At 67.7% G+C, this 12,614-nt stretch carries 8 protein-coding genes and 1 pseudogene; 7 read left to right on the top strand and 2 right to left on the bottom strand.

What is annotated here, in order from left to right; translation table 11 throughout:
- Positions 1–73: 73 nt before the first annotated feature.
- Positions 74–1,538 (bottom strand): annotated as a pseudogene (locus tag LRS08_RS05060) (PLP-dependent aminotransferase family protein).
- Between the two features lie 166 nt (positions 1,539–1,704).
- Between LRS08_RS05060 and LRS08_RS05070 the strand changes: the two are divergent.
- From LRS08_RS05070 to LRS08_RS05100, 7 genes are all read left to right on the top strand, one after another.
- The gene (locus LRS08_RS05070) at positions 1,705–2,334 is read left to right on the top strand and encodes an FMN-binding negative transcriptional regulator (RefSeq protein WP_257844663.1); all 630 of its coding nucleotides are present in this window, start codon (positions 1,705–1,707) and stop codon (positions 2,332–2,334) included.
- A 42-nt stretch (positions 2,335–2,376) separates the two neighbouring features.
- Positions 2,377–3,705, top strand: a complete 1,329-nt coding sequence (locus LRS08_RS05075) for an amidohydrolase family protein (RefSeq protein ID WP_257844662.1) — start codon at positions 2,377–2,379, stop codon at positions 3,703–3,705.
- A complete protein-coding gene (locus tag LRS08_RS05080; protein ID WP_257844661.1) occupies positions 3,702–4,955 on the top strand; it encodes an amidohydrolase family protein in 1,254 nt (417 codons plus the stop codon). The genes LRS08_RS05075 and LRS08_RS05080 overlap by 4 nt, the downstream gene beginning before the upstream one ends.
- Entirely contained in the window at positions 4,955–5,731 is a 777-nt protein-coding gene (gene proC / locus LRS08_RS05085) for a pyrroline-5-carboxylate reductase (protein WP_257844660.1), read from the top strand. The genes LRS08_RS05080 and proC overlap by 1 nt, the downstream gene beginning before the upstream one ends.
- A 50-nt stretch (positions 5,732–5,781) precedes the next feature.
- Positions 5,782–7,119 (top strand): MFS transporter, encoded by a 1,338-nt coding sequence (locus tag LRS08_RS05090; protein WP_257844659.1) that lies wholly within the window; start codon positions 5,782–5,784, stop codon positions 7,117–7,119.
- 86 nt (positions 7,120–7,205) lie between these two features.
- Positions 7,206–10,388: an amidohydrolase family protein gene (locus tag LRS08_RS05095; RefSeq protein ID WP_260481399.1), complete on the top strand. Its 3,183-nt coding sequence runs from the start codon at positions 7,206–7,208 to the stop codon at positions 10,386–10,388.
- Positions 10,370–11,332 (top strand): alpha/beta hydrolase fold domain-containing protein, encoded by a 963-nt coding sequence (locus LRS08_RS05100; protein WP_260481400.1) that lies wholly within the window; start codon positions 10,370–10,372, stop codon positions 11,330–11,332. The genes LRS08_RS05095 and LRS08_RS05100 overlap by 19 nt, the downstream gene beginning before the upstream one ends.
- Positions 11,333–11,477: 145 nt before the next feature.
- Here the strand turns inward: LRS08_RS05100 and LRS08_RS05105 are convergent, their stop codons facing one another.
- Positions 11,478–12,605: a CaiB/BaiF CoA-transferase family protein gene (locus LRS08_RS05105; protein WP_260481401.1), complete on the bottom strand. Its 1,128-nt coding sequence runs from the start codon at positions 12,603–12,605 to the stop codon at positions 11,478–11,480.
- Positions 12,606–12,614: the final 9 nt, after the last annotated feature.

Genomic DNA, 12,614 nt, shown 5'->3' on the forward strand with positions numbered 1-12,614 from the left:
TTCCGTACAAGCTCTGCCCAAGCAGTGGATCGGAAAACATCCAAGTTGAGGGAGTTCGCGGGACCAGTGCGGTTCATCCCGCTGCCTCACGCAGCGCGGCGATGGCGGTGCGCGCCTCATGCTCATTCAGGCTGGCAAAGCCGATGCGCAGGCCACGCGGCGCATCGTCGCGGGTCATGAACGATCGCGACGCGGCAAAGCGCAGCCCCATCGCGGCGGCGCGCGCCTCCATCGTATCGAGATCGGTGTTCGGAAAGCGCAGCCAGAAGGCGAGCCCGCCATCGGGCATCCTGTATTCCACCAGGTCGCCCAGGCCGCGGTCGATTTCCCGCGCGAAATTCTCCCGCCGTTTCGCATAGACCTGTCGCACCTTGCGCGCATGGCGGCGCAACTCGCCATTCTCGATCAGTTCGGCGGCGGCATTTTCGGTGAGCGTGTTACCCATGCCGTCGGTCAGCGACACCATGTGCGCGATCGCGTCGATCACCGGCGGCGGCGCAGCGACATAGCCGATGCGCAATGCCGGCAGCAGCAGCTTGGACATCGACCCGACATAGATGACATGGCCGGGGCCATAGCCGGCCATCGGCAGCAGCGGTTGCGATTCGAAATGGAACTCATGGTCGTAATCATCCTCGATGATCGCGAAACCGAACTGGTGGGCGAGTTCCAGCAGCCGCAGCCGCCGCTCGGGGCGCAGCGACACGGTCGTAGGGAACTGGTGATGCGGGGTCAGGAATACCGCACGCACCGCGTTGCGGCGACAGGCACGCTCGACCGCCTCGACGTCGATCCCGTCTTCGTCCAGCCCGACCGACACGATGTTCGCGCCCAATGATCGGCAGGCGGCAACCGCCGGTTCATAGGTCAGCGCCTCGACGATCACCGAATCGCCGGGGCGAACCAGCACATGGGCGGCGAGGAAGATGCCGTTCTGGCTGCCTCGGGTGATGCAGATGTTTTCTGCGGTGACGGGAAGGCCGCGCTGGCTCTTCAGCATCGTCGCGATGCTTTCCCGCAGCGGCAAGGATCCGCGTGGGTTGCCGTACTGGAACAGGTTTTCGCGCGATGCGCGCTGGGCGGCGGCGCGATAGGCGCGGGCGAGCAGGTCGGCGGGGAACAGGCGGCCGTCGGGTGCGCCTTCGTCCAGCTTGAGGCCGGGGCCGGACGGCAGCGCCAGGGGGGCGTTCGGGCGGCGGCGCGTAGCGATAGTCGATAGGCGCGTCGCTCATCGTCGCCTCGACCCCGGCGCGCTGGCGGTTGACCGGTTCGGGCAGCGAGGCGGAGACCATCGTCCCGCGCGTTCCCGCCGAATCGAGCCAGCCCTGCGCGATCAGATCCTCATAGGCCAGCACCACTGTCTTGCGGTTGACCCGCAATATGGTCGCCAGTTCGCGGCTGCTGGGAAGATAGGTGCCCGACGTCAGCCGTCCGCGCTCGATGTCGCGGATCAACGCCTGAATGATCTGCATATAGATGGGAACGTCGCGGGACGGATCGATGCGATCCCCCAGGCTGACTTGCCACGGTCGCAGCATTGGACCATCTCCATTGCAATAAATTGGCCTATGTCGGGTCCAATGCTAACCGCAATAAAACGGTCACGCAACCGGGCGGTGGACCATCGACCTTTTATGAATTGGTGCTTGTCCCTACCCCAGTCATCGGAAACAAGGGGGCCATTCGATACGGGTAACGGGGCAGATGAGTGAAGCGGACGGCATGACGGGGGCAGGGGTTCCGCTGTTCGAACGGTTCGGCGATGCCGATGTTCGCGCGCTGGTCGAGGCGCATCCGCTCGCCTGGGTCTGCGGCGGTCCGGCCGCAGCCATGGAAGCGAGCCTGCTGCCGCTGATCGGCGTGTTCGACGATGCCGGGCGGCTGGTCGAGCTGATCGGACATCTGATGCGCTCCAACCCGCTCCATGCCGCGCTGGTCGTTGATCCGCAGGCGACGATGCTGTTCACCGGCCCGCACGCCTATGTCAGTCCCGAACATGCGGGACGGCGCGACTGGGCACCGACCTGGAACTATGCGCAGCTGACGATCGGTGCGGAGGTCGAATTCGACAGCGCCTTGACCGAAATGTCTCTCAAGGTTTTGGTCGATGCGATGGAGGCGGGGAGACCTGCGGCCTGGGGCGTGGAGGAGCTGGGGCCGCGCTATCATGCGATGCTCGACCGGATCATCGGGTTTCGCGCACGGGTGACCCGTGTCTCGGGCAAGTTCAAGCTGGGGCAGGACGAGGATTCGGCGACGCTGGACGCGATTCTCGATGCGCTGCCTGATGGCGACATTGCGGCGTGGATGCGCCGGTTCAACCGGGGGCGGTGAGCGATGCGGCGGGGGAACAGGATCGGGTGCGGCGTTGCGGCCATGGCGCTGCTTGCTGCGCCCATTGCGGGGGCGCAATCGGTGGCACCCTGGACGCTCGACCCGTTCCCCAGCCGGTATCAGACCCCGGCGCCCGACGACATGCTGCTGCGCGGCGCGACCATACTCGACGGCGCGGGCGGGCGGATCGACGGCGGCGACGTGCTGGTGCGCGGCGGCAGGATCGTCGCTGTGGGCAAGGGAATCGCCAATCCCGGCGTGCGTGAAGTCGATGCCAACGGCCGTTGGGTCACGCCCGGCGTGATCGACGTCCACAGCCATGGCGGCACCTGGGTACTCCCGCTTACCGCGATCGACCGCGAAGCGAGCGACGTGTCGGAGGTGGCGACGCCCGACAGCGCCGACACCTGGATCGAGACGGCGGTGAACCCGCAGGACATGGCGTTCGACCGCGCACTGGCGGCGGGGGTGACGACGATCCAGATCCTTCCCGGATCGACCCCGATCTTTGCCGGGCGATCGGTGGTGGTGAAGCCGGTGCGTGCGCCGACCGTGTGGGGCATGAAGGCCGTGGGCAGTGTCCAGGGATTCAAGATGGCGTGCGGCGAGAACCCCAAGAGCTGGGGTGCCGACGACAAGAATGATGGCCCGACCAGCCGCCAGGGCGTAGTCGCATTCATGCGCCAGTCCTTCCTCGACGCGCAGGCGTACAAGCGCGCGGTGGAGCGCGGCGCGGCGGTCGAGCGCGACCTCAAGCTCGAGACGCTGGCCGGGATTTTGGCGGGTGATATCCGGGTCAATTTCCATTGCTATCGCGCCAACGACATCGCGTCGGTGATGGCGGTGGCGAAGGAGTTCGGCTTCACCATCGGCGCGATCCATCACGCGACCGAAGCGTACAAGATCCCCGGCCTGTTGCGTGAGGCGGGAACCTGCGCTGCGGTCTGGGCCGATTGGTGGGGCTTCAAGATGGAGGCCCAGGACGCAGTGCGCGCCGAAGCCCCGCTGCTGGAGCGCGCCGGGGTGTGCGTGATGATGCATTCGGACTCGCCCGCCGATGGCCAGCGGCTCAACATCGCCGCGGCAAAGGCGGCGGCGGCGGGGCGACGCATCGGGATCGAAACCCCGCCTGAAGTGATGATCAAATGGACGACCAGCAATCCGGCAAAGCTGCTCGGGCTCGACAAAAGCGTCGGTACGCTCGCGCCGGGCTATCGGGCAGATGTGGTGTTGTGGTCGGGCAATCCGTTCAGCATCTACAGCAAGGCCGATCTGGTGCTGATCGACGGCGCGGTCGCCTATGATCGCAACCGCCCGCCGACGGGGCCGGTCTCCGACTTCGAGGCGGGGCGCGGGGGTGTGAAGCCATGAGAATTGCCGCATCGCTGATCGCGCTGGCAATCGCCGCGCCGGTTTCGGCCCAGACGATCGCCGTGACCCATGCCGAGGCGTGGACGCTGGAGGGCGATGCCCCGGTCCGCGACGCGACAATCGTGATTGCGGGTGGCAAGATCGTCTCGGTCACGCCGGGTGGCGCGGTGCCCGAAGGCGCGAGCGTCATCGACGCGCGCGGCAGGCCGGTGACGCCCGGTTTCGTCAACGCCGCGACCCAGATCGGGCTGGTCGAAGTGTCCGGATCGGGCGACACCCGCGACATGGCGTCGGCGGACGAGCGCAATGCCGGGTTCGACATGAGCAGCGCGCTCAACGGAAATTCGACGCTGGTCAGCCTCGCGCGGGCCGACGGCATCACCCGCGCGCTGGTTTACCCGTCGCCCTCGCGCTTCGCCCCGTTCAGCGGCGAGGCGAGCATGGTCCGGCTGCGCGACGGGGTCGATATCCGCGACGCCGCCGATGTCGGCGTCTATGCAGTGATCGGCGGCGGCGCGTGGGACAGGCTGGGATCTCGCGCAGTGCAATGGACCGCGCTGCGCAAGGCGCTGCTCGACGCGCGCCCGGAGCCAACCCCGCAAAAGGGCAAGGGCAGGAAGGGCAAAGGGGGCGGCCCGCCGCCGGGCAAGCGCGCCGGCGAGCAGCTGATCCGCGCGGTGCTGCGCGGCGATGTCCCGCTCGCGATCCAGACGCATCGCGAGAGCGACATCCGTCAGGCGGCGGCGCTGGCGCGGGAGTTCGGCATCCGGGTGGTGATCGTGGGCGGAACCGAAGCATGGCGCGCAGCGGACGAACTCGCGGCAGCGAAGGTCGCGGTAGTGCTCGACCCGCAGGTCAATCTGCCTGGCAGCTTCGACCAGCTCGGCGCGCGTCAGGACAATGCGATCCTGCTCCGCCGTGCGGGCGTGGCGATCGCGATCGGTCAGGCGGGCGGCGCGATCCACAGCAACTATAATGCGGGCATGGCACTGCGCGAGGGCGCGGGACTTGCGGTCTCAAACGGCCTGAGCTGGATCGAGGGGCTGCGCGCAGTCACCACTGCGCCGCTGGCGATCTGGGGACGGGGCGGCGGCACGCTCATCCCCGGTGCCGACGCCGATCTGGTGGTGTGGGACGGCGACCCGCTCGAGCCGTCGAGCATCGCGGTGCGGGTGATTATCGAGGGGCGCGAGGTATCGAACCGGTCGCGCCAGGACGTCCTCGCCGAACGCTACAGGGATGCGCGCTGATGGATGTGCTGCTGGTCGGGTGCGGACGGATGGGCGGCGCGATGGCGCGCGGCTGGGCGGGCGCGCATCGCGTCCTGGTGTTCGATCCGCTGGCTGCTGATCTGCCCGAGGGCGCGGAGCGGGTCGATGCGTTGGCCGATGTCGAAGCCAGTAGCGATCTTGCCGTGGTGCTGGCGGTCAAGCCGCAGGTCTTTCCCGCGATCGGGGGAGCGCTGCATTCGCTGGCGGCGCGCGATGCGTTGTTCGTGTCGATCATGGCCGGGATCACGTTGCAGGGGCTCGGCGACGCACTGAACAGCGGGCGGCTGGTGCGGACCATGCCGAACACCCCCGCCGCGATCGGGCAGGGGATTACGGCGGCGGTCGTGGGGCGCGATGTGCGGATGAGCGATTTTGCCACCGTCAACGCACTGCTCGCGCCGACCGGCCCGGTGGTGTGGCTCGACGACGAGCGTCAGATCGACGCGGTGACCGCGGTATCGGGGAGCGGTCCGGCCTATTTCTTCCGCTTCACAGAAGCGCTGGCGAAGGCGGGGGCGCAGGCGGGGCTTCCTGCCGATCTGGCGATGCAGCTCGCGCGTGCGACCTTTACCGGCGCGGCGGCGCTGGCAGGCGCGGACCCGGCCGAGCTGGCCGAGTTGCGGCGGCAGGTGACCAGTCCCGGCGGCACCACCGCTGCAGGCCTTGTGCAGATGGATCAGGACGATGCGATCGACCGGCTCGTCCAGTCGGTCGTCGATGCGGCAGCGGCGCGCTCGCGCGAACTCGCCGGATAACAGCCACGGGCAGGCCGGTGTTCGCCGCGCGCCCGTTCAGGAGAGGAAAGATGGCCGGAATTCCCGGAATGATCGGCGTGCCCGCTGACGGGGACGCCCCGCTCGACACGCGCCCCGCGCACCCGCTGCCGCTCGACCGCAGGACGCGCGCGCGCGCCGCTGTCGCGGGATCGGTCGGCAATCTGATCGAATGGTATGACTTTTACGCGTACGCCTATACCGCGCTCTACTTCGCCTCGGCCTTTTTTCCCGAGGGAGACAGAACGGCGCAACTCATCAACGTCGCCGCAATCTATGCTGCCGGATTCCTGATCCGGCCTTTGGGGGGCTGGTTCTTCGGTCGTTATGCCGACCGGCGCGGACGGCGCGCGGCGATGATCGCGTCGGTGGTCCTGATGGGCGCTGGATCGCTGCTCGTCGGCATCCTGCCCACCTATGCGACGATCGGCGCCGCGGCACCCGCCCTGCTTCTGGTCGCGCGGCTGATGCAGGGATTTTCTACCGGCGGCCAATATGGCGCGGCGGCGACCTATCTGTCGGAGATCGCGGAACCCGGGAAGCGCGGCTTCTATGCCTCGTTCCAGTTCGTCACGCTGATCGGCGGGCAGCTCTTCGCATTGCTGGTCATCTTCGGGCTTCAGGCGGCGATGAGCGAGGAGGCGATCCGCGAATGGGGCTGGCGGTTGCCCTTCCTGCTCGGCGCGGTGCTCGCGGGCGGCTTCCTGCTGTTGCGCAACCTGATGCATGAGACCGCCGAGCCGGCGGGCAAAGGCGAGGATGCCGGATCGCTCAGAGCGCTGCTCAGGCACCCGCGCGCGATGCTGGTGGTGATGGCGCTGAGCGCTGCGGGAGCGGTCAGCCTCTACACCTTCACCACCTATATGCAGAAATATCTGGTCAATACCGCGGGGATGAGCGTGACCGACGCCAGCCGAACGATGCTGGTCGTTACCTTCGTCTTCCTGCTGCTCCAGCCGATCCTCGGCACCCTGTCGGACCGCATCGGGCGGCGGACCAACCTGCTGATCTTTACAGGGGGCATGACGCTGTTCGCGGTGCCCCTGCTCGGCGGGATCGCGACCGCGCAGTCGATGTGGAGCGCGGGGCTGCTGGTGTTCGCCGCGCTGTTCATCATGTCGTTCTACACCTCGGTCTCCGGGCTGTTCAAAGCCGAACTGTTCCCCGCCAGCGTCCGCGCATTGGGGGTCGGGCTTGGCCATGCCATCGCCTCGGCGATCTTCGGCGGGACTGCCGAATGGGCGGCGCTGCTGCTGAAGCAACAGGGGCATGAACAGGCATTTGCCTGGTATGTCTCCGCCATCTGCGCGGTCGCCTTCATCGTCGCGCTGCGGATGCGTGAGCCGCGCGCGCATGGGCATTTGACGTGATTGGCGCGCACGAAAATCCGGACTTGGCCCGTTTCGGCCCGACGATGGGCGGGTTAGGATCGGCAGGTCGGTTGCGGGGGAAGCTCATGGTTCGGGGTGCGTTGGCTGTGGTCTCGCTGCTCGCGCTGGCAGTGCCGGCGCTGGCGAAGGACGATCTGCCGATGAAGGAACGCCGGACCCTCAGCTATGAGGTGTCGAGCGGCACCTTCATGTCGCTGGCGGTGTCGCCCGACGGCAAGACGATCCTGTTCGACATGCTGGGCGAACTCTACGCCATGCCCATCACTGGCGGCCGCGCGACCCCGATCGCACAGGGGATCGCGTTCGAGGTTCAGCCGAGCTTCTCCCCAGACGGCCAATGGATCGCCTATGTCAGCGACCGGTCGGGCGGCGACAATGTCTGGATTTCTCGCACCGATGGCAGCGACGCGCGGCGGATCACGTCCGAGGACGAGGGCGCGGTGCGCACCTCGCCCGAATGGAGCGCGGATGGCAAGTCGGTCTATGTCAGCCGCAACCGCATCCGCCTGGGCCATTACGAGCTGTGGCGGCACCCTGTCGATGGCGGGCCGGGCGAGCTGGTCGCGCCGATCAAGACCGCGCGCGGCGAACAGAGCACGCTCGGCGTATCGCCGTCGCGCGACGGGAAATATCTCTACTACGCGCGCACCGTCGCCGATATGTCGTTCGATCAGCCGGTCGCGTGGACGATCGTGCGACGCGATATCGCAACCGGCGCGGAACAGCCGGTCATCACCAGTTCGGGCGCGCGCGAGGCGGCGAAGGAAACCTTCTTCCGCCCTGCAATCTCCCCCGACGGAAGGCTGCTCGCCTATGCGACGCGGCGGATGGCGGAGACGCGGTTGCGGGTGCGCGACCTGACCACCGGGCTCGACCGCGATCTCGGCCCGGCACCGCTCGACCTGATGAACGGCGCGGCGTGGATGGACCTGATCCCGCGCTACACCTTTACGCCCGATGGCAAAGCGATCCTGATCGCGGTCGATGGCCGGATCGAGCGCCGTCCGGTCGATGGTTCGACGGCATCGCGCATCCCGTTCACCGCTAAGCTGGACCTTGAGGTCGGAATGCCGACCCGCATCGCGGTGCGCGAGCCGACCGGGCCGGTGCGCGCCAGGCTGCCGATGGGGACGAGCCCGTCGCCGGACGGAAAGCGTGTCGCCTTCGCCGCGCTCGGCAGCATCTATGTTCAGCCGGTTACGGGCGGGTCGTCGCTACGCCTGCCGATCACCGGCGACCCTGCGTCCCAGCCCGGCTGGAGCCCCGATGGCAAGCGCATCGCCTATGTCACCTGGAGCGAACGTGACGGCGGGGCGATATGGACCGTCGCGGCGGACGGCAGGAGCGCGCCGGTGAAGCTGAGTACGCTGTCCGCTTTCTACACCTGGCCCGCCTTCACCCCCGACGGGCGGAGCGTGGTGGCGGTACGCTCGGCGGCGGCGGCGCGACAGCTGAGCGGCTATATCGTGTCGCCGATCCGGCCCGGCGAGCTGGTCGCGATCCCCGCGAGCGGCGGCGCGGCGCGGGTCGTCGCGCGCGGCAATCTCGGCCAGCGCCCGCACTTCACCCGCGCTGCGCCGGGTGTCGTGCATCTGATCAGCGACGACGGGCTCGTCGCCATCGACCTCACCACCGGTACGAAGCGCGACGTGGCCAGGCTGCTGACCCAGAACTATTATTTCACCGAAGCGCCAGCGAAGATGGACGATATCCGGATCAGCCCGGACGGCAAATGGCTGGCGGCGCAGGCGCGCGAGCAGTTGTATCTGCTGCCCGTCCCCGCCGATCCGGAGAAGCCGGTCGATCTCGCTGCAGTGGACAGCCCCGCGCGACAGGTCACCGATATCGGGGCCAATTATTATGACTGGCGCGGCGATGGCGCGCTGGTCTGGTCGGTGGGCAATTTCCTGCAGACGCTGCCCGGTGCGACCGCGGCGGTGCCAACGACCCATATCGAACTGATCGCCGAACTGCCGCGCGCCCAACCGCAGGGCAGCATCCTGCTGCGCGGTGCGCGCGCACTGACGATGGCTGGGGGCGACCGCATCATCGAGGATGCCGACATCCTGATCACCGGTGACCGGATCGCGGCGATCGGTCCGCGCAACAGCTTCGCCGTGACCGCCGGAACGCCGGAGCGTGAGCTGGGCGGCAAGACGGTCGCGCCGGGACTGATCGACGATCACGACCATATCGGCTCGATCCGCCGCTATGCGATTGCCTATGAAGATACGTCGATGCGCGCGCGGCTCGCCTTTGGCGTAACCACTGCGTTCGACCCTTCGACGCTGAGCATCGACCAGATTGCGTATCAGGATCTGATCGACGCCGGGCTGATGGTCGCGCCACGACTGCGTTCGACCGGCCCCGGTATCTTCGCACGCGAACGGTTCACGTCGCAGGAACAGGTCCGCGCGGTATTGCGCCGCTATAGCGAAGCCTGGGGTCTGACCAACATCAAGCAATATCGCGGCGAGAGCCGGACGGTGCGCCAGTGGATTGCGATGGAGGCGCGTGCGCAGGGGCTGATCCCGACCACCGAGGGGAGCCACAATCCCAAGCTGATCCTGACGCAATTGCTCGACGGCTATGCGGGCAGCGAGCATGCGCTTCCTGTCGCGCCACTGCAGGAGGATGTCATCAAGCTGTTCGCGCTGACCCGCACCAGCTATGTCGCGACCCTGCTCGTCAACACCAGCGGCCCGGCGGCTCGACATCATTTCGTCGCGAAATACGACCCCGCGCTCGATCCCAAAGTCCGCCGTTTCTGGCCCCCCGCGACGATCGCGTCGAAGCTGGCGCAACGCGACTGGTCTTCGCTCGCCGCCAGCCGCGCGCCGGCGCTGGCGCGGGATACGGCGCGCCTGGCCGAAGCGGGGGCGCCGGTCGGGATGGGGGCACATGGCGACGATCCGGGCATTGGCTATCATTACGAAATGGAGGCCCATGTGCTCGGCGGGATGACGCCGATGGCGGTGCTCCATGCGGCGACTGCGGGCGCGGCCGAGGTCATCGGGCGGCTCAACGACATGGGCACGCTGGAGGTCGGCAAATATGCCGATCTGGTGGTGTTCGACCGCGACCCGCTGGCCGATATCCGCAACACGCGCTCGGTCAGCCTTGTGATGCGCGGCGGGCAGTTGTTCGACGCCGACACGCTCGACGAACTCTGGCCGCAGCGGCGGAAACTGCCCGCGCCCTGGTTTGCGGGCGAAGAGAAGGAAACCCAGTGGCTGCCCAACCCGTGACGATCGACCCCGAGATCCGCGCTTTCCTCGACGAAATGTCTGCGCGCTGGGCAGCGCACCCGCCCCTCGCATCGCTCGACTATCCCGGCCAGCGCGCGGTCTGCGAAGCGGTGCGGTCGCGCTGGGCCGAGGGTGGGCCGGCGATGGCGCGGACGGTGGAGCGGGTATTCGATCCGGGTGCCGGGTCGCTCCATATCCGGGTCTATCTGCCGGAAGGCGCGTCGGCCCCCGCGCCCGCCCTGGTCTATCTGCATGGCGGCGGGTTCACGCTGTTCAGCATCGACACCCACGACCGACTGATGCGCGAATATGCTGCGGCGGGCGGGTTCGCGGTAGTTGGCGTCGACTACCCGCTGTCGCCCGAGCACAAATATCCCGTCGCGCTCGACCGGATCGAAGCGCTGATGCTGTGGCTGCGCGATCATGGCGACGAACTGGGCATCGACGGCAGCCGCCTGGCGATGGGTGGGGATTCGGCGGGCGCAAATCTGAGCTTCGCCACTGCGCTGCGCCTGCGCGACCGGGGCGCGGACGGGCTGGTCGGGGCGATCCTGTCCAATTACGGCTATTTCTCGAACTTGATTTCCGACGATGCAGAGCGCGATTTTGGCGGCCCGGCCTCCAACCTCGATCGCGACGAGGCCATCGCCTACTATGCCAACTACCTGACCGACATGGCGCGTGAGTGCGCCAATCCGCTGGTCTGCCCGCTGCTTGCGGACATGGCCGGGATGCCGCCGGTGTTCCTCGTCATCCCGCAATGCGACTTGCTGACCGAACAATCGGTGGCGATGGCCGCCCTGCTGCGCGCGGCGGGGGTGGAGACTGCGGACAAGCTCTATCCGGGTGCGACGCACAGTTTTCTGGAGGCGATGTCGGTGGCGGCGGTGGCGCGGGAGGCGATCGCCGACGGGGCGAGGTTCGTGGCGGAGAAGCTGGGCTGATGCTCACCCCCTCCCCCTCGCGCCTTCCAATCGGAGAGGGAGGGAGGCGCGATGTCCCGGAGGGGTGGGAGTGACAGGCTAGGAACGGCATCCCACCACCCCTGCCGCGATCAGCTTGTCGATCTGCTCCTCCTCCAGCCCACAATCACGCAGTAGTTGACGACTGTCGGCCCCCAGCGGGCGGGGCGGCATGTCGGGTTGGATTGCCACCCCCTCGAACAACACTGGCTGCGGCAGGGCCCGTGCAACCCCCTCGGGATACCCCGCCGGCACATCGAAAAAAACCAATCTCTTCGAGATGCGGATCGGTCAGCAGATCGCCCAGCCTGGCGACGCGCGAACAGGGCACGTCGCGCTCCCCAAGCGCCGCAATCCACGCGTCGGTCGTGCGCGCGGGCAGCGTTTCGGCGACCAGCGCGTAGAGTTGGTCGATATGCGCGGGGCGCTGCCGCGGATCAGCGAACCAATCCTGCGCGATCACGTCTTCACGCCCCACCTCTCCCAGGAATGCGCGCCATTGCCGGTCAGTATAGGGGAGCACCGCGATCCACCCGTCGGCCGTGCGGAACGGGCGACGGTTGGGGGACAGGATGCGCGGGTAGCCGACCGCGCCACCGGCATCGAAGGTCGCCGCCGCAAGATGCTCGTTGAGGAGGAATGCGGCCAATGCCTCGAACATCGGCACTTCGACCTTGAACGGCCCAGCGCGCCCATTCGCCCGCGCCACGAGCGCGGCGAGGATGCCATATACCGCGTGCAGCGCCGCCACCTTGTCCGCCAATATCGTCGGCACGAAGCGCGGATCGCCACCGGTCGCGGTACCAAGGCCCGCTATGCCGCTCGCCGCCTGGATGACGTCGTCGAAGGCGGGCCGGTCGCGATAGCGCCCGCGCTGGCCGAAGCCGATCGCTGCGCAATGGACGATGCGCGGGTTGATCGCGGCAACCGTCTCGAAGCCAAGCCCCAGTCGCTCCGCCGCATCCACGCGCATATTGTGGAACAGCACATCCGCGCGTTCGAGCAGCTTGGCCAGCGCCGCGCGTCCGTCCGGTGATTTAAGGTCGAGCGCGAGCATCTTCTTGTTACGGTTGTTGTTGACGAACAGCGCCCCGCCGCCCGCACCCGCGGGATGCGCGTGCCGAGCAATGTCGCCTTCCAGCGGCTCGACCTTGATCACCTCTGCGCCCAGATCCGCGAGGATCTGACCCGCATAGGGGCCAAGCACGACCGCGCCGACCTCGACGACCCTGATCCTCTCCAGCAACGGCAGCATCTGCCTTCC

It is taken from the genome of Sphingomonas sp. J315 (assembly GCF_024666595.1).
GTDB lineage: Bacteria > Pseudomonadota > Alphaproteobacteria > Sphingomonadales > Sphingomonadaceae > Sphingomonas.

Excerpts from the sequence above, each read along its gene's own strand:
- LRS08_RS05095 (WP_260481399.1), top strand. The coding sequence starts at position 7,206 with ATGGTTCGGGGTGCGTTGGCTGTGGTCTCGCTGCTCGCGCTGGCAGTG.
- LRS08_RS05080 (WP_257844661.1), top strand. The coding sequence starts at position 3,702 with ATGAGAATTGCCGCATCGCTGATCGCGCTGGCAATCGCCGCGCCGGTT.
- LRS08_RS05075 (WP_257844662.1), top strand. The coding sequence starts at position 2,377 with ATGGCGCTGCTTGCTGCGCCCATTGCGGGGGCGCAATCGGTGGCACCC.
- LRS08_RS05090 (WP_257844659.1), top strand. The coding sequence starts at position 5,782 with ATGGCCGGAATTCCCGGAATGATCGGCGTGCCCGCTGACGGGGACGCC.
- LRS08_RS05105 (WP_260481401.1), bottom strand. The coding sequence starts at position 12,605 with ATGCTGCCGTTGCTGGAGAGGATCAGGGTCGTCGAGGTCGGCGCGGTC.
- LRS08_RS05070 (WP_257844663.1), top strand. The coding sequence starts at position 1,705 with ATGAGTGAAGCGGACGGCATGACGGGGGCAGGGGTTCCGCTGTTCGAA.
- proC (WP_257844660.1), top strand. The coding sequence starts at position 4,955 with ATGGATGTGCTGCTGGTCGGGTGCGGACGGATGGGCGGCGCGATGGCG.